Origin of the sequence: Serratia sp. MMO-28 (assembly GCF_037199905.1) — a bacterium.
Taxonomy (GTDB): domain Bacteria; phylum Pseudomonadota; class Gammaproteobacteria; order Enterobacterales; family Enterobacteriaceae; genus Chania; species Chania oryzae.
The window spans coordinates 39,971-60,533 of sequence record NZ_JBBCVB010000008.1 but is presented as its reverse complement, the minus strand read 5'-3'; the positions used below and the strand labels follow the sequence as shown (position 1 = coordinate 60,533).

Here is a 20,563-nt window from a genome sequence, read left to right as displayed (position 1 = left end):
CAACTCAACCTGCGCGTGAGTGAGAAGATGAAAGTGCAAGAGAGTAGAAGCATTCAGTGGCCGTTGGTCGACGATCTGCATGTTTTCTTAACCATAGCCAGGAATGAAAATTTTTCCCGTGCGGCTTCAGAGTTAGGGTTATCCCCGTCTTATATCAGTAAGAGAATCAATATCCTGGAAAAACGGCTTAATACACGCCTGTTCTTCAGGAATAACCGGAGCATGCGGTTAACGCCAGAGGGTGAGAAAGCGCTTTCTGGTGCCATGAATGTTATCGGCAGTATGGATCAGTTTGTTTCCGAACTGGCCGCCTGGCGTGAGTCGATCGTAGGCGTAGTCAATATCAGCTGTTCCTTTGGTTTTGGTTTGTCTCATATTTCTCATGCTATTTCTGAGCTATCGGTCGCTTATCCCGATTTGCATATCAAGCTGACATTATCCGATCAAGAAGTTGATCTGGTTGAGCAAGATGTCGATATTGAAATTCGTATCGGTGATGACATTAAAGATTTTTACATAGCGAAACTATTATTTGAAAATCGTCGGGTACTCTGTGCTTCGCCAGATTATATTGAAAGTTTTGGCATGCCGGACAATATCAATGACCTGAAGAAACATAAATGTCTCTTTATTCAGGAACGCAATGCTTCATTCGGTCTATGGTCGCTAACCAATGGTAGTGATATTGCGCAGGTACACGTTGATAATCGGCTCTCTTCCAACAGCGGTGGCGTGGTGCTTAATTGGGCGTTAAAGGGCCATGGCATTATTTTGCGCTCTATGTGGGATGTGAAGAAGCATATAGATTCCGGTGAGTTGGTACATTTGCTTCCGCAGTGGTATCAAAATGCCAATATCTGGGCTGTATATCCTACGCGGCCATCGGGGTCTGCAAGGTTGAAGGTCTGTATCGATTTTTTGGTTAACTATTTCAAGAACAACCCGCCACTATCTGCTTAGGCTGCCTGCCGGTTGTCACCTTCCCCCCCTCCTTTCAGAGAAAGGGAAGGCTGTAAAGGCTTACTTTTTCTTCTTCGGATCGCGCGGTGGGCGGCCAACGGTGGCCTGATACACCTTAAAGCGGCCATTCTGTGCCAGCACTTCGTGGCTGCCAAAGGTGGCATCCAGAATATCTGGATACGGCAGGAAGGCGTTGGCCACAATGCGCAACTGCCCACCGATCGGCAGATGTTTTACGGCACCACGGATCAGGGTTTCTGCGGCGGTCAGGCTGGTGGCCAAGCCGTCATGGAAGGGCGGGTTGGAGATGATCAGGTCAAAGCGGCCGGTAATGTCGGAATAGACGTTACTGACGATCACTTCACCTTCAATACCGTTAGCGGCCAGCGTGGCACGGCTGGATTCCACTGCGGCGGCGTTCACATCGCTCAGCGTCAGCTTCATTTTTGGCGACAGCTTGGACAGCACCGCTGCCATGACACCGGCACCGCAGCCCACGTCCAGCACTTTGCCTTTCATGTGTTTTTCCAGCGTCGACAGCAGCAGCGAACTGCCCACGTCCAGCCCATCACGGCTGAACACGCCCGGCAGGGTTTTCACTTCCAGATCGTGCAACTGATAGCTTTCCCACCAGTCCGCCAGATCAAACTCAGTCTGAACATCGATGCGGCCATGATACAAACCGCAACGACGGGCGCTGTCGATCTTGGCAAGCTGGGCATGGCCTTCCAGAGTTTGTTCTGCGCTGCGCACACCGCTGCGGTTTTCACCGACGACAAAAATTTCTGCACCGACCGGCAGCAAAGAGAGCAGATTGCACAGTTGGAATTGTGCTTCCTGTTTGCTCTTTGGCCAGTAATAAACCAGCGTGTCGCAAGCGGCAGCGAAGGCCGGGTCAACCGTCAGGCCGAATTGTGCATTTTCGCCCATCATCCGGTTCAGTAACTGCCAGTGATGGTATTGCTGGGTGTGGACACGCACGTCAGCGGCCTCGAATTGGGCCGGCAGGGTGTCCTGCAGATCGCCTGCGAACAGGACGCGGCGTGCAACAAACTCATCACTGTGGCGCAGCATGACTTCACTGGCGGGGGTTAATGCAGACATCAGTTTTTGGCTCCTCAAAATTAGGAGAGGGATTATAGAGCTTTGTGGCGAGATGTTCGACGGGTTTATCTACCCTAGGGGATATATGCAATAGCGTGGGCTGAGCGGGTTTGTTAGCATAGCGCGGCACATGGCAGGCATAGTGCGCAACACACGGGAACCGGTATGGCATCAAAACGCGATTGGCTGTTACAACAACTGGGGATTACGCAGTGGACATTGCGCCGCCCTGGCGCGTTGCAGGGCGAGATCGCGGTCAGTCTGCCTGCGGAGGTACGCTTGCTGGTGGTGGCACAGGTATTGCCCGATCCTCAAGATCCCTTGTTTTGTGACGTGCTGCGCAGCCTGGGGCTGCAACCGGCGCAAACCTACGCTCTGACGCCGGATCAGGTCGCCATGCTGCCAGAAGATACCGAATGTAACAGTTGGCGGTTGGGCATTGCGGAGCCGCTTGCGGTGGCCGGTGCGCAGCTATACAGCCCGGCGCTGGCCGAGCTTTCTCAAGATGCGGGTGCTAAACGCGCACTCTGGCAGCAGATTTGTCACCATGAACAACATTTCTTCCCTGACAACGGCCGATCTGGCCACCGCCTTCAAGATTGAACAAGCCAGCCATGCCTTTCCCTGGACGGAGGCAACGTTTGCCAGCAATCAAGGTGAGCGCTATCTCAACCTGAAGCTGGAAAACGCGGGGCAGATGGCGGGGTTTGCCATTACCCAGATCGTGCTGGATGAAGCCACGCTGTTTAACATCGCTATTCACCCAGATTGGCAGCGCCGGGGTTTTGGCCGTACGCTGTTAACTGCGCTGATCGCACAGCTTGAAGCGCGTGGCGTGGTCACGCTGTGGCTGGAAGTGCGTGCTTCCAACCGTGGGGCGATTGCGCTGTACGAAGATCTCGGGTTTAACGAAGTGACGGTGCGCCGCAACTATTATCCTGCCGCTAACGGCCGCGAAGATGCGATCGTGATGGCGCTGCCGCTGGGGTAGCGCTGCTTGCCTGGGGATAGATAATGCTCTTGCTGCTTTTATCTGCTTGCCGAAAAAACCATTGATTGTCACCGGTTGGCAAATCAGCGAAAATGGCCCACTGTTACCTTTTCATTACCGCTTTGCCTGGCACCGCTATTGACGCGTTTGCGATGATTGCAGGGCGGACCAACTGTAGAATCTGAAAAACATGTCTCCTAGTGAATTCGCTCGCGAAGTCTCGAAAAGAAGAACTTTCGCCATTATCTCGCACCCCGACGCCGGTAAAACCACCATTACCGAGAAGGTGCTGCTGTTCGGACAGGCTATCCAGACCGCCGGTACGGTAAAAGGCCGTGGCTCAAGCCAGCACGCCAAATCCGACTGGATGGAGATGGAGAAGCAGCGTGGTATCTCGATCACCACTTCGGTGATGCAGTTCCCGTACCGCGAATGTCTGGTCAACCTGCTGGATACCCCAGGGCACGAAGACTTCTCTGAAGATACCTATCGTACTCTGACCGCGGTGGACTGCTGCCTGATGGTGATCGACGCCGCAAAAGGCGTTGAAGATCGTACCCGCAAGCTGATGGAGGTCACCCGCCTGCGTGATACGCCGATCCTGACCTTTATGAACAAACTTGACCGTGACATCCGCGATCCGATGGAAGTGATGGATGAAGTAGAGCGCGAACTGAAAATCGCCTGCTCGCCGATCACCTGGCCGATTGGCTGCGGCAAGCTGTTCAAAGGGGTTTATCACCTCTATAAAGATGAAACCTATCTTTATCAGAGCGGTAAAGGCCATACCATTCAGGAAGTGCGCATCGTCAAAGGCTTGAACAACCCGGATCTCGACGCTGCCGTGGGTGAAGACTTGGCTGCGCAACTGCGCGAAGAGTTGGAACTGGTGCAAGGGGCTTCCCATGAGTTTGAGCTGGAAGCCTTCCTGGCCGGTGAGCTGACCCCGGTGTTCTTTGGTACCGCCTTGGGCAACTTTGGCGTGGATCATATGCTGGATGGGTTAGTGGCCTGGGCTCCTGCGCCGATGCCGCGTAAAACCAATACCCGTGAAGTGGTCGCAGCAGAAGATAAATTCACCGGTTTCGTGTTCAAGATCCAGGCGAATATGGATCCGAAACACCGCGATCGCGTGGCCTTTATGCGCGTAGTGTCCGGCAAATATGAGAAAGGCATGAAGCTGCGCCAGGTGCGTACCGGCAAAGACGTGGTGATCTCCGATGCGCTGACCTTTATGGCAGGCGATCGTTCTCATGTGGAAGAAGCCTACCCAGGCGATATTATCGGTTTGCATAACCACGGCACCATTCAGATTGGCGACAGCTTCACGCAGGGTGAAGACATGAAGTTCACCGGCATTCCGAACTTTGCCCCTGAGCTGTTCCGCCGCATCCGCCTGCGCGATCCGCTCAAGCAGAAACAGCTGCTGAAAGGGCTGGTGCAGCTGTCGGAAGAAGGGGCTGTGCAGGTATTCCGCCCTATCGCCAACAACGATCTGATCGTCGGTGCTGTCGGTGTGCTGCAGTTCGACGTGGTGGTCGCGCGTTTGAAATCCGAATACAACGTGGAAGCGCTGTATGAGTCGGTGAACGTTTCCACTGCCCGTTGGGTAGAGTGCAACGACGTGAAGAAGTTCGAAGAGTTCAAACGCAAGAACGAACTGAACCTGGCGCTGGATGGGGGCGATAATCTCTCTTACATCGCACCGACCATGGTGAACCTCAATCTGACGCAGGAACGTTATCCAGACGTTGTGTTCCGCAAAACCCGCGAACACTAATCTGCCGATGCGGCACCGCATTCTCGCGGTGCCCATTCTTCCCTCCGCGGCGTGCCTTCTGCACTTATCTTGCTAATTAATAATATTAATTTATCAATTTTACCTGCGTTGTTTGGCTAACGGCTCTATTGACATCCTGCTGCAACTTTCGCCTGATAGGCTATATTTATCAGGGTATCCGCTGTTTGATGAGTAAAAACAACTGCTATTCAATCACTTTTTAGAGGGTTATTTTGCATTGTTGCCGATTGGAGACAGCTGTACCTTAGCAATATCAATAAGATAGCGCCGGTGTTGTTGATTAAGCCCGTCACTGTCGTCGATAGGTGACGGTTTCGTGCTTAATCACGGCGCGGTGGTTTTTTTGTTGTTGATTTAACAGCGTTTTGTGGTGTTGGCATGGATATTGCTAGAGATTTATCGTGAACGTTTGATAGTAGAGTAATCGTAAAGTATTCACTCGAGTTCGCCGCGACAATGCGGCACAGGATCCGCAGTTGATGGGGATTCACAACAAGAAGGAAGAGATCGATGAAAAATACCAAGTTTACGCATTCTCTGATGGCTATCGTTTTGGGTTCTGTCCTGGTAAGTGGCAGTGCGTTGGCGCAAGAGTCGCTGCTTAACAAAGCCACCAGCGTGGCTGATAGCACGGGTGCCAAAATCGATAGCTCGATGAAAAAAGTCGACAGCTATATGGATGACAGCGCGACAACGGCGAAAGTAAAAAGCGCATTGGTTGAAGATAAAGCCATCAAAAGCACCGATATTTCGGTGGTTACGGAGAAAGGCGTGGTAACGCTCAGCGGTTTTGTCAGCAGCCAGGCGCAGGCGGAACGGGCCGTAGCGGCTGCCGGTAAGGTGGCAGGGGTGAAGTCGGTCAGCGACAAGCTGCACGTGAAAGATGAAGCCACACAGTCCGTGAAGGCCTATGTCGGTGATACCGCAACCACCAGTGAGCTGAAGGCCAAACTGCTGGCGGATGACATCGTACCTTCCCGTCATGTGAAAGTAGAGACCACCGACGGTGTGGTGCAGCTTTCCGGCACGGTGAAAACGCAGGCACAATCCGAGCGGGCAGAAAGCATTGCCAAAGCCATTGATGGCGTGAAAAGCGTCAAGAACGACCTGGCTGTTAAACCCTAAACCGAGTTCAACGTACTGAATCACCCAGGGGCGCGATGAATTGCGCCCCTGGGTAAGGGGAAGCTTATGTTTCGTTGGGGCATCATCTTTTTAATCATCGCACTGATCGCAGCCGCACTGGGCTTCAGCTCATTGGCCGGCACCGCCGCCTGGGCGGCTAAAATGGTGTTCGTAGTGGGGATCATTCTGTTTCTGGTCAGCCTGTTTGCCGGCCGTCGGCGCCCTTAACTTTTCGTGCAAAGTGTAACAAAGCTTAATTCCTTTTCTCGTCATCTGGAGAGTTCAGTCATGAATAGCGATATCATTCTCGGCCGCTGGAAACAGTGGAAAGGCCAGGTCTGGCAGGCATGGGCAGAGTTTTCCGGCAGTGACTGCGCTTGGTTAACCGGGAGCAATGACTGCCTCTCTGGCGTATTGCAAGAAGATTACGGAAGAGAGCAAGAAGAGTTATCCTCAGTAAAACAGCCACATTGAGGAGACAGGGTTGGGATACAGAATACCCATCACGCTCGGCAACATAGAACCGCTGGCGTATAAACCCTACCGGCCCGGTAAAATGGCGCTGGTGTGTGAGGGTGGCGGGCAGCGCGGCATCTTTACTGCCGGCGTGCTGGACGAACTGCAGCGCGCCCGCTTTAACCCTTTTGAGCTGATGATCGGCACTTCCGCTGGTGCGCAGAACCTTTCGGCCTTTATTTGCGGCCAGATGGGCTATGCGCGACGCGTGATTACCCGTTACACCACATCGGCTAATTTCTTCAACCCCCTGCGCTTTGTGCGCGGTGGGCATCTCATCGATCTCGACTGGCTGGTGGATATCACTGCACAGCAACTGCCGCTGGCGCTCGATGTCGCCGAGCAGCATCTTAGCAATGGCCGTGAACTGCTAATGTGCGCCTGCCGTAGCGATGATTTCGAGCCCACCTACCTGCGGGCTGAGCGTGACAACTGGTTGCCTGCGATCAAGGCATCAAGCGCTATTCCTGGCTTTTACCGTCAGGGCGTGGAACTGGACGGAGTCAGCTATCTGGATGGCGGTATCAGCGCAGCCATTCCGGTTGAAGAAGCCTATCGCCGGGGGGCTGATACCATTGTGGTGATCCGCACCGTGCCTTCACAAATGTATTACACGCCGCAGTGGCTGAAGCGCATGGAACACTGGTTGAGTGACAGTAGCCTACAGCAGATGGTGCGCATCATGCAGCAGCATGAACAGAGCTATCATCGCATCCAGCAGTTTATTGAGCAGCCGCCGGGCAAGCTGCGCATCTTCGAAATATTCCCCCCCAAACCGCTGGCGAGTAACGCGCTTGGCAGCCGTCTGCCCGCGCTGAACCAGGATTATCACCTTGGCCGCCGCTGTGGGCGCTATTTTCTGGCGACGGTCGGCCATTGGCTGCTGGAGCAGGAGCAAGCTGGGGGCAGCAAGGTGGAGCCCCTCGTTTCCCCCCGCTTGTTGCAGCCGGAAAGCGTGCGCATGCCTTCGCCGATCGCTACAGACGGTGGGCATCCGCACGGCCATGAAACTGCGCGGGCAACGGCAAAAATCGTTCTGCCGCATGCTCCTGCCGCTGGCGATGGAGACGCGCCGTGAATTACGTGTTTACCGATACCCACTGCCATTTTGACTTCCCGCCGTTTAGCGGTCATGAGAACGAAAGCCTGGCGTTGGCCGCACAGGCCGGCGTGCGGCGGATCATTGTGCCAGCGGTCACGGCGGATCGTTTCGCCCAGGTATTAAAGCTGGCGCACGAGCATGAACCGTTGTTTGCCGCCCTGGGGCTGCATCCGTTGTATATTGCGCAGCATCAGGATGAACACCTTGAGCTGTTGTCGGAGTGTCTCACCGCTCGCCCTGGCAAACTGGTGGCAGTAGGGGAGATTGGGCTGGATCTGTATATGGAGCAGCCCCAGTTTGATCGCCAGCAGGCGCTGCTCAAGCAACAGCTCGGATTGGCGAAGCGCCACGATCTGCCGGTGATCCTGCATTCCCGCCGTAGCCACGATCAACTGGCTGCCGCGTTGCGCCGGGCCGATGTGCCGCGCCGTGGCGTGGTGCACGGCTTTGCGGGCAGTCTGGCCCAGGCCCAGGCATTTATTCGGCTGGGTTATTATATCGGCGTAGGCGGCACCATCAGCTACGAACGGGCGCAGAAAACCCGTAGCGTGATGGCACAGTTGCCGTTGGTATCACTGTTGCTGGAGACCGACGCGCCGGATATGCCGCTGGCGGGCTACCAGGGGCAGCCTAACCGCCCTGAGCGGGCAGCCGAAGTTTTTCAGGCCCTGTGCCAGTTACGGCCTGAGCCACCTGATGAAATTGCCCACCACCTGCAGAAAAATGCCCTGTCTTTGTTCGCGCTAGAGCGATAAATGTGATTGGAATCATATAACAAAGTTTTGACTTGCATCTATTTGTATACATTTGTGACATAAAATGAGGCGAAATTCGTCTCGCTCAGTATAATTGCGCCCCGTTATTGACTCCTAAGCACCCTGCGGGTTCAACGCTCAGGGATGCATTACTTTTTCGCAACAGGGATATTCTCACATGCAACTCATCATGAGCCTGGTCGGTATGGTGGTACTGATCGCCATTGCTGTGCTGCTTTCCAGCAACCGACGCGCTATTAAACTGCGTACCGTGCTCGGGGCATTTATCATTCAAGTCGGTATCGGTGCGCTGGTGCTGTACGTACCTTTAGGCCGCCGCATTCTGGGTGGCATGTCTCAAGGGGTGGCTAACGTCATCGCTTATGGCAATGAGGGCATCTCTTTCATCTTTGGCGGCCTGGTTTCCGACAAAATGTTCGAGGTGTTTGGCGGTGGCGGCTTTGTGTTCGCGCTGCGCGTACTGCCGGTGATCGTGTTCTTCTCCTCGCTGATCGCGGTGCTCTACTATCTGGGCATCATGCAACTGGTGATTAAAGTACTCGGCGGCGGCCTGCAGAAACTGCTGGGCACCTCGCGCACCGAATCGCTGTCGGCGACGGCTAACATCTTCGTGGGCCAGACCGAAGCGCCTCTGGTGGTGCGGCCGTATATTGCCACCATGACGCAGTCTGAGCTGTTTGCGGTGATGTGTGGTGGTTTGGCATCGGTGGCCGGTTCGGTGCTGGCAGGTTATGCCCAGATGGGCGTGCCGCTGGAGTACCTGATCGCCGCCTCCTTTATGGCCGCGCCAGGTGGTTTGCTGTTCGCCAAGCTGATGGTGCCGGAAACTGAAAAATCGCACGACACCGATGACGCGATGAAGCTGATTGCCGCAGAAGATCGCCCGGCCAACGTGATTGATGCGGCGGCATCGGGTGCGGCATCGGGGATGCAGCTGGCGCTGAACGTGGGCGCGATGCTGCTGGCATTTATCGCCCTGATCGCCTTGCTGAACGGCATGTTGGGTGGTATCGGCGGCTGGTTTAACTTCCCGCAGTTGTCGTTGGAACTGATCCTGGGCTGGCTCTTCTCCCCGATCGCCTTCCTGATTGGCGTGCCGTGGAGCGAAGCGATGGTAGCCGGCTCGTTTATCGGCCAGAAGGTGATCGTCAACGAGTTCGTGGCCTATATGAACTTTGGTGCCTACCTGCGCCCGGATGATGTGGTTGCCGCCGAAGGCTTGCAGGTGTTGTCTCAGCACACCAAGGCGATTATCTCCTTTGCGCTGTGCGGCTTTGCCAACCTGTCTTCCGTGGCAATTCTGCTCGGTGGTTTGGGCAGCATGGCACCGAACCGTCGACATGACATTGCCCGCTTTGGTCTGAAAGCCGTGGTTGCCGGTACGCTCTCCAACCTGATGAGCGCCACCATCGCCGGGTTCTTTTTGGCGCTGTAAGCTAAACTACAAACAGCCCCCAGCATTTTTTGCTGGAGGCTGCCGCATGATTTCCTGATACGGGCATTCTGCAGAGTGCCCGCCATTGATTACCTGCCCGTTTAACGAGTTTGTGAACAAAGTCGCGTTATTTTGTGATTTAAATCACATATAATCCCAGTTTGTTGCAGTGCTATTTCATATTATGTGAATCGGAACACGTATCAGCCAAGGCGATCGTGTTCCAATATCGAAGGGCTATATGCGGTGAGAAGGATCTCAGTTGCCGCCGTGAGGACGTTGCTCACGGGCTATCTTCATGGAACCAAGTCCGCTCGCCAACACCAGAACACTTAGTTGGAGAGTTTTATGACCGAACTAACCGCAGCAGCGCAGCGCGCGCTGAACCTGATGGATCTCACCACGTTGAATGACGATGACACCGACGAGAAGGTGATCGCGCTGTGTCGTCAGGCCAACAGCCCGGCGGGCCATACCGCTGCCATCTGCATCTACCCGCGTTTTATCCCGATTGCGCGCAAAACGCTGCGTGAGCAAGGGACGCCGGACATCCGCATTGCTACCGTCACCAACTTCCCGCACGGCAATGATGACATCGATATCGCGCTGGCGGAAACCCGCGCGGCGATCGCCTACGGGGCCGACGAAGTGGACGTGGTGTTCCCTTACCGTGCCTTGATCGCCGGTAATGAGCAGGTGGGTTTTCAACTGGTGCAACAGTGCAAACAGGCCTGTGCCGCCGCCAACGTATTGCTGAAGGTGATCATCGAAACCGGTGAGCTCAAGCAGGCGGATCTGATCCGTAAAGCCTCCGCAATTGCCATCAACGCCGGGGCGGATTTTATCAAAACCTCCACCGGGAAAGTGCCGGTTAATGCCACGCTGGAAAGCGCCGAACTGATGATGACGGTGATCCGCGATCTGGGTGTCAGCAAAACCGTGGGCTTTAAGCCTGCCGGTGGCGTGCGCACGGCAGAAGAGGCACAACGCTATCTGCAATTGGCCGAACGTATCCTGGGGGAAGGCTGGGCCGACGCGCGCCATTTCCGCTTTGGTGCCTCGAGCCTGTTGGCCAGCCTGCTGACGACCTTGGGGCATAGCACCCAAACCGCCAGCAACGGTTACTGATGCTCTAGCGCCGCGTTGGCGCTGTGAAATTAAATAGCTCAAGCAGGGGGATGCCTTGTTCCTGGCGCAAGAAATAATCCGTAAAAAACGTGACGGCCAGCCGTTGAGCGAAGCAGAAATCCGCTTCTTCATCAATGGGGTGCGTGACAATGTGGTTTCCGAAGGGCAGATCGCCGCGCTGGCGATGACCATCTACTTCCACGATATGAACATGGCGGAGCGCGTGGCGCTCACCATGGCGATGCGCGATTCTGGCACGGTGCTTGATTGGAAAAGCCTGGCGCTGAACGGCCCGATTGTCGATAAGCACTCTACCGGCGGCGTGGGAGATGTCACCTCGCTGATGCTCGGCCCGATGGTGGCGGCCTGCGGTGGCTACGTGCCGATGATTTCCGGCCGGGGTTTAGGCCACACCGGCGGCACGCTGGATAAGCTGGAAGCCATTCCGGGCTTCACTATTTTCCCCGATGACAATGCGTTTCGTAAAATCATCAAAGACGTCGGCGTGGCGATTATCGGCCAGACCAGCTCGCTGGCCCCGGCGGATAAGCGTTTTTACGCCACGCGCGATATTACCGCCACCGTCGATTCCATCCCGCTGATCACTGCCTCTATTCTGGCGAAGAAGCTGGCGGAAGGGTTGGATGCGTTGGTGATGGATGTCAAAGTAGGGTCGGGGGCTTTTATGCCGACTCACCAGCTTTCGCAAGATCTGGCGCAGGCGATCGTCGGCGTAGCCAACGGGGCGGGGTGTAAAACCACCGCACTGCTCACCGATATGAATCAGGTGTTGGCTTCCAGCGCCGGTAACGCGCTGGAAGTGCGTGAAGCCGTGCGCTTCCTGACCGGTGAGTACCGCAACCCGCGCCTGCTGGAAGTGACCATGGCGCTGTGCGTGGAAATGCTGCTTTCCGGCGGCTTGGCAACCAACGACGCCGATGCCCGCGCCAAGCTGCAAGCGGTATTGGACAATGGCAAAGCGGCAGAGGTGTTTGGCCGCATGGTGGCTGCGCAACAGGGGCCGCTGGACTTTGTGGAGCGTTACGACCGCTACCTTCCAACGGCTACCTTGAGTAAACCGGTTTATGCTGATAAACCGGGCATCATCACCGCGATGGATACTCGCGCGCTGGGGATGGCGGTTGTCGCGTTGGGCGGTGGCCGCCGACGCGCGACCGACAGCATCGACTACAGCGTCGGCCTGGCAGAAATGGCGCGCTTGGGCGATGAAGTTGGCACGCAGCGCCCGCTGGCGGTGATCCACGCCAACGATGAAGAAAGCTGGCAACAGGCGGCAGACGCGGTACGCAGTGCGATCGTGATGGGCGATAAAGCCCCGGCAGCTACGCCGGTGGTGTATCAGCGCATCACGCAATAACCGCGATTATTAAAGCATCAGGAGCGGCAGATAACACCGCTCAGATGCTTAATATGACGCCCCTTCTCCCTTTGGGAGAGGGCCGGGGTGAAGGGCAATGACCACTGTGATATTCCCCTCCCTAAGGGAGAGGAAACGGGTTAGCCTTAACCTAACAGTATTAGGAGCGGTAGCGGCTTTTTCGCTGCTGCCCACAGCAGGAGAACAGAATGAAACGCACCTATATTATGGTACTGGACTCGTTCGGTATCGGCGCCAGCGCCGACGCTAAACGTTTTGGCGATGAAGGCTCCGATACCCTTGGCCATATCGCGGCAGCCTGTGCGCGTGGTGAAGCCAACGTAGGCCGCAGCGGCCCGCTGACGCTGCCGAACCTGAGCCGCCTGGGCTTGGGCAAAGCGGCGCAAGAGTCTACCGGCAACTTCCCGGTAGGATTGGACCCAAACGCTGAGATCATTGGCGCTTATGGCTATGCCAGCGAGCTTTCTTCCGGTAAAGACACGCCGTCCGGCCACTGGGAGATCGCCGGTGTCCCAGTGCTGTTCGACTGGGGCTATTTCAACGATGAGCACAACAGCTTCCCGCAGGAACTGCTGGACAAACTGGTGGCGCGCGCCAACCTGCCGGGCTATCTCGGCAACTGCCACTCTTCTGGCACGGTGATCCTCGATCAACTGGGTGAAGAGCACATGAAAACCGGCAAGCCGATTTTTTACACCTCGGCGGATTCGGTGTTCCAGATCGCCTGCCACGAAGAAACCTTTGGTCTGGATCGCCTGTACGAACTGTGTGAAATTGCCCGCGAAGAGCTGACCGAAGGCGGTTACAACATTGGCCGCGTGATTGCGCGTCCGTTCCTTGGCGACAAGCCGGGTAGCTTCCAACGCACCGGTAACCGTCACGATCTGGCGGTGGAGCCGCCTGCACCCACCGTGCTGAAGAAGCTGGTTGATGAAAAGGGCGGTGAAGTGGTGTCCATCGGCAAAATTGCCGATATCTATGCCAACGTCGGTATCACCCAGAAAGTGAAGGCCAATGGTATTGATGCGCTGTTCGATGCCACGCTGAGCGAAATGGAAAAAGCCGGTGATAACACCATCGTGTTCACCAACTTCGTTGATTTCGACTCCTCCTACGGCCACCGCCGCGACGTGGCCGGTTATGCTGCCGCGTTGGAACAGTTCGACCGCCGCTTGCCGGAACTGCTGGAGCGCGTTACGGGTGACGACATCATCATCTTTACCGCCGACCACGGCTGTGACCCGACCTGGGCGGGCACCGACCACACCCGTGAACACATCCCGGTGCTGGTGTATGGCCCTAAAGTGCAACCGGGTTCGCTGGGGCACCGTGAAACCTTCGCCGACATCGGCCAGACCGTCGCCAGCTATTTTGGCTTGTCGCCGATGGATTACGGTAAAACCCTATTTTAAGACTGTAGATTGCGTTGGCGTGAAGCCAGCGCCTTTTTTAATAAGAATTGAGGGAAGAGATTATGGCTACGCCACATATTAATGCTGAGATGGGTGATTTCGCTGACGTGGTGCTGATGCCGGGCGATCCGCTGCGGGCAAAATACATCGCTGAAACCTTCCTGGAAGGGGCGGTGGAAGTGAACAACGTGCGCGGCATGCTGGGCTTCACCGGCACCTACAAAGGCCGTAAAATCTCGGTGATGGGCCACGGCATGGGCATTCCGTCCTGTTCCATCTATGCGCGTGAGCTGATCGCGGAATTTGGCGTGAAGAAAATCATTCGCGTTGGCTCCTGCGGTGCGGTGCGTGACGATATCAAACTGCGTGACGTGGTGATCGGCATGGGCGCTTGCACCGATTCCAAAGTGAACCGCATGCGTTTTAAAGATCACGACTATGCTGCGATTGCCGATTTCGATATGGTGCGTAACGCCGTAGACGCTGCGGCGGCGCAGGGCATCCCGGCGCGCGTGGGCAATATTTTCTCAGCCGAGCTGTTCTACACGCCAGATCCAGATATGTTCCAGGTGATGAAGAAGTACGGCATTCTGGGTGTGGAAATGGAAGCGGCGGGGATTTACGGCGTGGCCGCAGAACTGTACGAAGAGTTCGGCTGTAAAGCGCTGACCATCTGCACCGTTTCCGACCATATCCTGCGTCACGAAGCTACCACCGCCGCAGAGCGCCAGACCACCTTTAACGAAATGATCGTTATCGCGCTGGAATCTGTGCTGCTGGGCGATAAAGCGTAAATACCTCGTGGGCGCAGGACGCTGCGCCCCTTCACTAATCTATTCATCTCTCCGCAAGCCTATCTTACTAATCCTTTACCTTTCCGCTAATTAGCGCTATTACTTTATTCACCAATCTATTCACTATGCTATTCAACGATGAGCAGTGTCGAACAAATCTTGCGTCATGGCCCGGCCACGGCCCAGGAGCTTACCGGTGCACTGGGCATCAGCCAGCCAACGCTATCGCGCCGGATCCGCGCTTTGGCGGGGGCGGTGCTGGCCATTGGTAAAGGCCGGGCGACGCGCTATGCGTTAAGGCGTGATGTCAGCGGTGAGTCACACTTCCCGCTGTACCGCATCGATGAATTGGGTAAGGCACATGGGTTTGCCACGCTCTATCCCCTGTATCCAGCTGACAGTTGCGCAGTGCACCATGAGCAAAGCGGAGAATGGCAGCTTTACGATGGTTTGCCTTGGTATCTGAACGATCTGCGCCCAAGAGGTTTTCTTGGTCGCGCCTGGGGGAAAGCCGCTGCCCGGCAACTCCGGCTGCCGGAAGATGTCCTGCGATGGAATGAAGAACAGCGCCTGCTGGTGCTTGCTCACTATGGTGAAGATATGAGTGGCGATCTGTTACCAGGGGCGGGCAGCTATCAACGCTGGCTGACGCGTGAGCCTGAACATCCGGTGCCGTTAGCGGACAAAGCCGCGCATTACGCGGCCCTTTCTGCCCGTGCGTTAGCGGGAGAGCTGGTTGGTTCTTCCGCCGGTGGTGAGCAACCCAAGTTTACTGTTTATGCCGAACTGGTTGGCGCGCGCTATGGCCATGTTTTGGTGAAGTTCAGCGCCGCCCCGGAGAATATTATTGCCCAGCGCTGGAGTGATTTGCTGATCGCCGAGTCATTAGCGTTGCAGGTGGTCACGGAGGCCGGGTTGCCTGCTGCTCCTGCGAAGGTGCTGTTTGGTGACGATCGGCAGTGTTTTTTGGAGCTTGAACGCTTCGATCGCGTTGGTGAGTATGGCCGCGTCGCCATGGTTTCGCTGGAGGCTCTGGATGCCGAATTCAGCGGCAGCGGTAGTGCTAACTGGGTCAAGGCGGCGGAAAGGCTATTACAGCGGGGAGTGATCGAACGCCATACTTATCAGAGAATCGCGCTGTATTGGGCATTTGGCCGGCTGATCGCCAACAGCGATATGCACCAGGGGAATCTGTCGTTTCTGCGCCCGCAGCAGCAACCTGTAGCGTTGGCCCCGTTGTATGACATGCTGCCGATGGCGTTTGCGCCCGCCAATAGCGGCAACATGCGGCAGGACGCGCTGGAGATCGGCCTGAGCAACGAAGTCAGCGGAGCCATTTGGCGGCGGGCAGAACTGATGGCGCTGGAATTCTGGCAGCGCACCGCGCTACATCCGCAGATCGGCAAACCGTTCCGCGCCATTGCGGTAAAAATGCATAAACAGCTCCAAGCGCTGAATGAGCGCATTCAGCGCTTGGCTTAGCTCAGTCTTTTTTCTCTTCTGTCTCTGCCTTGTCGTCATCGCTTTCTGCCAGCGGCGTATTAGCCGTCAACAGGTATGGCGACTGCTGCCAGCGGCTGCGGCGGCCTTGCAGCAGCGTGCGCGCCAGAATAATGCCGATGGCCAGCGCCAGCAGGATCATCAGGCGCAGCAGGTTGGTGGTGTTATCCACCTGTTTGGTTTCGGTGCCCAGCACGTGGGTATCGAGCGTGACGCGGATAAAGCCGATCGGGCCATCTTTACCCTGAATCGACTCAACAAGCTGGTGGTTGAAATAGCTGCCCGCGCGTTTGCCATCAAGCGCCAGACGATCGCGCACGCTGATCTGCTCACCGGCATGGGCCACCACAGTGCCATCCAGCTTATAGATGCTGGCATCGAGGATGCGGCTGTGGTCGGTGAGCTGTTGCAGGATGTGGTCAACACGCTGGTTGTCTATATCGCCGTCATCATCCATGAGCGGAGCCAGGCTGAAAGCCACCTGTTTGGTCAGCGTTTGTGCCAGTTCTTCTACCTGTTCCGATCGCGCCATTTGGTGGCTCAGGCTAAAATAGGAGGCGCCTTGCATTAACATCACCAGCAAAGCCAGACAAATCAGGATAATAGCGGTGCGATGCAGGCGGAATTTCAGTTTAGCTTTAGCCATACGGCTTCCTTGGTCTTTTGGACGCTTTATGTTGCCAGAACCAAGGGCGATAGGATAGCTTTACCCGTCGTCTTTCAAGCTGCAGTTTATTCAGGAGTCAATGATGTCGAATAGTCTGACCTATTGCGATCTCCCTGCGGAGATCTCTCAATGGCCGGGGCTTCCCCTTTCACTGAGCGGTGATGAAGTTATGCCGTTGGATTATCGGGCGGGCCATACCGGTTGGCTATTATATGGCAGAAAACTGGATAAAGAGCGCATTACCCAGTTCCAGCGCAAGCTGGGCGCGGCGATGGTGATCGTCACCGCCTGGAATGTGGAGGATTATCAGGTGGTGCGCCTGGCGGGCACGCTGACGGCGCGCGCCAAACTGCTGGCGGCCGAGAACGGGCTCGACGTGGCGCCGCTCGGCAAGATCCCGCATTTGCGTACCCCGGGCCTGCTGGTGATGGATATGGATTCTACCGCGATCCAGATCGAGTGCATTGACGAGATCGCCAAGCTGGCCGGGGTGGGCGAGCAGGTGGCGGAAGTCACCGAACGCGCGATGCGCGGTGAGCTTGATTTCACTGCCAGCCTGCGCCAGCGCGTTGGCACGCTGAAAGGGGCCGATGCCAAGATTCTGCAGCAGGTGCGCGATGAACTCCCCCTGATGCCAGGGCTGACCAGCCTGGTGCATAAACTGCAGGCGCTGGACTGGCATGTGGCGATCGCTTCTGGCGGGTTTACCTATTACGCTGAATATCTGCGCGACAAGCTGAAACTGGTGGCGATCGCCGCCAACGAACTGGAAATCCGCAACGGTAAATTGACGGGCGAAGTGCTGGGGCCGGTGGTGGATGCGCAACATAAAGCCGACACGCTGGTGAAACTGGCGGAAAAGCTGGGTATTCCGTTGCAGCAAACCGTGGCGATCGGCGACGGCGCCAACGATCTGAAAATGATGCAGGTGGCCGGGCTGGGCATTGCCTATCATGCGAAGCCCAAGGTGTATGAAAAGGCGCAGGTGTCGATTCGCCATGCCGATCTGCTGGGGGTGCTCTGTGTGCTCACCGGCAGCTTGAAACATGAGGTGAGGTAACCGTGGCTAAAGCAGCAAAACGGGCGTTTGTCTGTAATGAATGTGGTGCCGATTATCCGCGCTGGCAGGGGCAGTGCAGCGCTTGCAATGCCTGGAACACCATTACGGAAGTGCGCCTGGCTGCGGTGTCTTCATCTTCTGCCCGCACCGAACGCTTCAGCGGTTATGCGGGTGATGCGGGCGTCAGCCGGGTGCAGAAGCTATCGGACATCAGCCTGGAAGAGTTGCCGCGTTTCTCTACCGGCTTCCTCGAATTTGACCGCGTACTGGGCGGTGGGGTGGTGCCAGGCAGCGCTATTCTGATCGGCGGTAACCCCGGCGCGGGGAAAAGTACCCTGCTGCTGCAAGTGCTGTGCAAGCTTTCCGAACAGATGAAAACCCTGTACGTCACCGGCGAAGAGTCGTTGCAGCAGGTGGCGATGCGCGCTCACCGTTTGGGGCTGCCAACCGGTGGCCTGAATATGCTGTCGGAAACCAGCATCGAACAGATCTGCCTGATCGCCGAGCAGGAGCAGCCGAGGCTGATGGTGATCGACTCGATCCAGGTGATGCATATGGCGGATATCCAGTCTTCGCCGGGCAGCGTGGCGCAGGTGCGTGAAACCGCCGCTTACCTGACGCGCTTTGCCAAAACCCGCGGCGTAGCGATTGTGATGGTCGGCCATGTGACTAAAGACGGTTCGCTGGCCGGGCCGAAAGTGCTGGAGCACTGTATCGACTGTTCCGTGCTGCTCGACGGCGATGCCGACTCCCGGTTCCGTACCTTGCGCAGCCACAAGAACCGCTTCGGTGCGGTGAATGAGCTGGGCGTATTTGCCATGACCGAGCAGGGCCTGCGTGAGGTCAGCAACCCTTCCGCCATCTTCCTCAGCCGTGGCGATGAAGTCACCTCCGGCAGTTCGGTGATGGTGGTATGGGAAGGCACGCGCCCGCTGCTGGTAGAGATTCAGGCGCTGGTGGATCACTCGATGATGGCCAACCCGCGCCGCGTAGCGGTGGGGTTGGAGCAGAACCGCTTGGCGATCCTGCTGGCAGTGCTGCACCGCCACGGCGGTTTGCAGATGTCGGATCAGGACGTATTCGTCAACGTGGTGGGCGGGGTGAAGGTCAGCGAAACCAGCGCCGATCTGGCGCTGCTGCTGGCGCTGGTGTCCAGTTTCCGCGATCGCCCGCTGCCTGACGACCTGGTGGTGTTTGGCGAAGTCGGGCTGGCGGGGGAGATCCGCCCGGTGCCAAGCGGCCAGGAGCGTATCTCCGAGGCGGCAAAACACGGCTTCAAGCGCGCCATCGTGCCGCATGCCAACGTGCCGAAGAAGCCGCCGGCCAATATGCAGGTGTTTGGCGTGAAGAAGCTGGCGGATGCCTTGAGCATTCTGGATGAGCTTTAAGTGAGCCGTAATATTGCCTTGTTTAGTCTATTATACCCGTTAGCTTTTATGCCGCAGCCAACAACGCTGCGGCTTGAAAGATGAAGGATATATAAACTTGGAGGGGTTATGCGGCAGTTCGATTACCTGAAAGCGGCGATTAAGCAAAAGGGTTGTACATTACAACAGGTGGCCGATGCCAGCAGCATGACCAAAGGCTATCTCAGCCAACTGTTGAACGATAAAATCAAGAGCCCCAGTGCGCAGAAGCTGGAAGCCGTACACCGTTTTCTCGGGCTGGAATTCCCGCGCCGCGAGAAAAAAGTCGGCGTGGTGTTTGGTAAATTTTACCCGCTGCACACCGGCCATATTTACCTGATCCAACGTGCCTGTAGCCAAGTGGACGAGCTGCACGTGATTCTGTGTCATGACGAGCCGCGCGATCGCGAACTGTTCGAGAACAGCTCGATGTCACAGCAACCGACGGTCAGCGATCGCCTGCGCTGGCTGCTGCAAACCTTCAAATACCAGAAAAACATCCATATCCACTCCTTCGACGAGAAAGGCATCGAACCTTACCCGCACGGTTGGGATGTCTGGAGCAACGGTATGAAGAATTTCATGGAGCAGAAGGGCATCGTGCCGAGCTTTATCTATTCCAGCGAAGAGCAGGATGCGCCGCGCTACCGTGAGCATCTGGATATCGAAACCATTCTGGTGGATCCCGAACGCTCCTTTATGAACATCAGCGGCCGCCAGATCCGCCAGGATCCGTTCCGTTACTGGGACTATATCCCGACCGAAGTGAAGCCGTTCTTCGTGCGTACCGTGGCCATTTTGGGCGGTGAATCCAGCGGCAAATCCACGCTGGTGAACAAGCTGGCGAATATCTTCAACACCACCAGTGCCTGGGAATATGGCCGTGATTACGTGTTCTCCCACTTGGGCGGTGACGAGATGGCGCTGCAGTACTCGGACTACGACAAGATTGCGCTCGGGCAGGCACAGTACGTGGATTTTGCGGTGAAATATGCCAACAAAGTGGCGTTTATCGACACCGATTTTGTCACCACTCAGGCGTTCTGCAAGAAATACGAAGGTCGAGAGCACCCGTTTGTGCAGGCGTTGATCGATGAGTATCGTTTCGACCTGGTGATCCTGCTGGAGAACAATACACCGTGGGTGGCTGATGGTTTGCGCAGCCTGGGTAACCCGGTCGATCGCAAAGCGTTTCAGCACTTGCTGGAAGAGATGCTGCGTGCCAATAACATCGAATACGTGCACGTTGAATCCAGCGATTATGAAGAGCGTTTCCTGCGCTGCGTTGAGCTGGTCAAGCAATTGCTGGCGGCAGATGCCAGCCGGTTGGTAGGGGTTTCCCCTCTACCGCGCTGAAGGATGAGGGCGCAGCAGACTGCGCCCTGAC

The 20,563-nt window shown here is 56.3% G+C and carries 20 protein-coding genes; 18 read left to right on the top strand and 2 right to left on the bottom strand.

Going from position 1 to position 20,563, the window contains the following annotated elements:
- The first annotated feature begins 27 nt into the window (after positions 1-27).
- Positions 28-960, top strand: coding sequence for a LysR substrate-binding domain-containing protein (locus WG891_RS09060; RefSeq protein ID WP_337262492.1), 933 nt, complete (start codon positions 28-30; stop codon positions 958-960).
- Positions 961-1,020: 60 nt separating this feature from the next.
- Here WG891_RS09060 and rsmC read toward each other — a convergent pair whose 3' ends face one another.
- On the bottom strand, positions 1,021-2,064 hold the full coding sequence (rsmC, locus tag WG891_RS09055; protein ID WP_156293522.1) for a 16S rRNA (guanine(1207)-N(2))-methyltransferase RsmC: 1,044 nt from the start codon (positions 2,062-2,064) through the stop codon (positions 1,021-1,023).
- Positions 2,065-2,229: 165 nt separating this feature from the next.
- On the opposite strand from rsmC, the gene WG891_RS09050 reads away from it, so the two are divergent.
- From WG891_RS09050 to yjjJ, 14 genes are all read left to right on the top strand, one after another.
- The gene (locus WG891_RS09050) at positions 2,230-2,667 is read left to right on the top strand and encodes a DNA polymerase III subunit psi (RefSeq protein ID WP_337262491.1); all 438 of its coding nucleotides are present in this window, start codon (positions 2,230-2,232) and stop codon (positions 2,665-2,667) included.
- The gene (rimI, locus tag WG891_RS09045; RefSeq protein WP_337262490.1) at positions 2,612-3,055 is read left to right on the top strand and encodes a ribosomal protein S18-alanine N-acetyltransferase; all 444 of its coding nucleotides are present in this window, start codon (positions 2,612-2,614) and stop codon (positions 3,053-3,055) included. Before WG891_RS09050 ends, rimI begins: the two co-directional genes overlap by 56 nt.
- Before the next feature lie 190 nt (positions 3,056-3,245).
- Positions 3,246-4,835, top strand: a complete 1,590-nt coding sequence (gene prfC / locus WG891_RS09040; protein WP_337262489.1) for a peptide chain release factor 3 — start codon at positions 3,246-3,248, stop codon at positions 4,833-4,835.
- 531 nt (positions 4,836-5,366) lie between these two features.
- Positions 5,367-5,981 (top strand): molecular chaperone OsmY, encoded by a 615-nt coding sequence (gene osmY, locus WG891_RS09035; protein ID WP_337262488.1) that lies wholly within the window; start codon positions 5,367-5,369, stop codon positions 5,979-5,981.
- Between the two features lie 66 nt (positions 5,982-6,047).
- Positions 6,048-6,209: a DUF1328 domain-containing protein gene (locus WG891_RS09030; protein WP_076942622.1), complete on the top strand. Its 162-nt coding sequence runs from the start codon at positions 6,048-6,050 to the stop codon at positions 6,207-6,209.
- A 60-nt stretch (positions 6,210-6,269) separates the two neighbouring features.
- Complete coding sequence (locus WG891_RS09025; protein ID WP_337262487.1) at positions 6,270-6,455, top strand: CsbD family protein; 186 nt, start codon at positions 6,270-6,272, stop codon at positions 6,453-6,455.
- A gap of 10 nt (positions 6,456-6,465) precedes the next feature.
- Entirely contained in the window at positions 6,466-7,575 is a 1,110-nt protein-coding gene (locus tag WG891_RS09020) for a patatin-like phospholipase family protein (protein ID WP_337262486.1), read from the top strand.
- A complete protein-coding gene (locus WG891_RS09015) occupies positions 7,572-8,354 on the top strand; it encodes a TatD family hydrolase (protein ID WP_337262485.1) in 783 nt (260 codons plus the stop codon). Before WG891_RS09020 ends, WG891_RS09015 begins: the two co-directional genes overlap by 4 nt.
- A gap of 190 nt (positions 8,355-8,544) precedes the next feature.
- The gene (locus WG891_RS09010; protein ID WP_443006121.1) at positions 8,545-9,810 is read left to right on the top strand and encodes a NupC/NupG family nucleoside CNT transporter; all 1,266 of its coding nucleotides are present in this window, start codon (positions 8,545-8,547) and stop codon (positions 9,808-9,810) included.
- Positions 9,811-10,158: 348 nt separating this feature from the next.
- The gene (deoC, locus tag WG891_RS09005; protein ID WP_337262483.1) at positions 10,159-10,938 is read left to right on the top strand and encodes a deoxyribose-phosphate aldolase; all 780 of its coding nucleotides are present in this window, start codon (positions 10,159-10,161) and stop codon (positions 10,936-10,938) included.
- A gap of 55 nt (positions 10,939-10,993) precedes the next feature.
- A complete protein-coding gene (gene deoA, locus WG891_RS09000; RefSeq protein ID WP_337262482.1) occupies positions 10,994-12,316 on the top strand; it encodes a thymidine phosphorylase in 1,323 nt (440 codons plus the stop codon).
- 209 nt (positions 12,317-12,525) lie between these two features.
- Positions 12,526-13,749: a phosphopentomutase gene (deoB, locus tag WG891_RS08995; RefSeq protein WP_337262481.1), complete on the top strand. Its 1,224-nt coding sequence runs from the start codon at positions 12,526-12,528 to the stop codon at positions 13,747-13,749.
- Between the two features lie 62 nt (positions 13,750-13,811).
- Positions 13,812-14,543: a purine-nucleoside phosphorylase gene (deoD, locus tag WG891_RS08990; RefSeq protein WP_337262480.1), complete on the top strand. Its 732-nt coding sequence runs from the start codon at positions 13,812-13,814 to the stop codon at positions 14,541-14,543.
- 138 nt (positions 14,544-14,681) lie between these two features.
- Entirely contained in the window at positions 14,682-16,025 is a 1,344-nt protein-coding gene (gene yjjJ / locus WG891_RS08985; protein ID WP_337262479.1) for a type II toxin-antitoxin system HipA family toxin YjjJ, read from the top strand.
- Between the two features lies 1 nt (position 16,026).
- Here yjjJ and WG891_RS08980 read toward each other — a convergent pair whose 3' ends face one another.
- Positions 16,027-16,689, bottom strand: coding sequence for a YtjB family periplasmic protein (locus WG891_RS08980; protein WP_337262478.1), 663 nt, complete (start codon positions 16,687-16,689; stop codon positions 16,027-16,029).
- Positions 16,690-16,792: 103 nt separating this feature from the next.
- On the opposite strand from WG891_RS08980, the gene serB reads away from it, so the two are divergent.
- The 3 genes from serB (at position 16,793) to nadR (ending at position 20,532) form a co-directional block, all read left to right on the top strand.
- Entirely contained in the window at positions 16,793-17,770 is a 978-nt protein-coding gene (serB, locus tag WG891_RS08975) for a phosphoserine phosphatase (RefSeq protein WP_337262477.1), read from the top strand.
- Positions 17,771-17,772: 2 nt separating this feature from the next.
- On the top strand, positions 17,773-19,158 hold the full coding sequence (gene radA / locus WG891_RS08970; protein WP_076942610.1) for a DNA repair protein RadA: 1,386 nt from the start codon (positions 17,773-17,775) through the stop codon (positions 19,156-19,158).
- A 108-nt stretch (positions 19,159-19,266) separates the two neighbouring features.
- Positions 19,267-20,532: a multifunctional transcriptional regulator/nicotinamide-nucleotide adenylyltransferase/ribosylnicotinamide kinase NadR gene (gene nadR / locus WG891_RS08965; RefSeq protein ID WP_337262476.1), complete on the top strand. Its 1,266-nt coding sequence runs from the start codon at positions 19,267-19,269 to the stop codon at positions 20,530-20,532.
- Positions 20,533-20,563: the final 31 nt, after the last annotated feature.

Excerpts from the sequence above, each read along its gene's own strand:
- deoC (WP_337262483.1), top strand. The coding sequence starts at position 10,159 with ATGACCGAACTAACCGCAGCAGCGCAGCGCGCGCTGAACCTGATGGAT.
- WG891_RS09050 (WP_337262491.1), top strand. The coding sequence starts at position 2,230 with ATGGCATCAAAACGCGATTGGCTGTTACAACAACTGGGGATTACGCAG.
- WG891_RS09060 (WP_337262492.1), top strand. The coding sequence starts at position 28 with ATGAAAGTGCAAGAGAGTAGAAGCATTCAGTGGCCGTTGGTCGACGAT.
- yjjJ (WP_337262479.1), top strand. The coding sequence starts at position 14,682 with ATGAGCAGTGTCGAACAAATCTTGCGTCATGGCCCGGCCACGGCCCAG.
- WG891_RS09025 (WP_337262487.1), top strand. The coding sequence starts at position 6,270 with ATGAATAGCGATATCATTCTCGGCCGCTGGAAACAGTGGAAAGGCCAG.
- WG891_RS09030 (WP_076942622.1), top strand. The coding sequence starts at position 6,048 with ATGTTTCGTTGGGGCATCATCTTTTTAATCATCGCACTGATCGCAGCC.
- WG891_RS08980 (WP_337262478.1), bottom strand. The coding sequence starts at position 16,689 with ATGGCTAAAGCTAAACTGAAATTCCGCCTGCATCGCACCGCTATTATC.
- osmY (WP_337262488.1), top strand. The coding sequence starts at position 5,367 with ATGAAAAATACCAAGTTTACGCATTCTCTGATGGCTATCGTTTTGGGT.
- rsmC (WP_156293522.1), bottom strand. The coding sequence starts at position 2,064 with ATGTCTGCATTAACCCCCGCCAGTGAAGTCATGCTGCGCCACAGTGAT.
- deoB (WP_337262481.1), top strand. The coding sequence starts at position 12,526 with ATGAAACGCACCTATATTATGGTACTGGACTCGTTCGGTATCGGCGCC.
- nadR (WP_337262476.1), top strand. The coding sequence starts at position 19,267 with ATGCGGCAGTTCGATTACCTGAAAGCGGCGATTAAGCAAAAGGGTTGT.
- serB (WP_337262477.1), top strand. The coding sequence starts at position 16,793 with ATGTCGAATAGTCTGACCTATTGCGATCTCCCTGCGGAGATCTCTCAA.
- prfC (WP_337262489.1), top strand. The coding sequence starts at position 3,246 with ATGTCTCCTAGTGAATTCGCTCGCGAAGTCTCGAAAAGAAGAACTTTC.
- WG891_RS09010 (WP_443006121.1), top strand. The coding sequence starts at position 8,545 with ATGAGCCTGGTCGGTATGGTGGTACTGATCGCCATTGCTGTGCTGCTT.
- rimI (WP_337262490.1), top strand. The coding sequence starts at position 2,612 with ATGAACAACATTTCTTCCCTGACAACGGCCGATCTGGCCACCGCCTTC.
- deoD (WP_337262480.1), top strand. The coding sequence starts at position 13,812 with ATGGCTACGCCACATATTAATGCTGAGATGGGTGATTTCGCTGACGTG.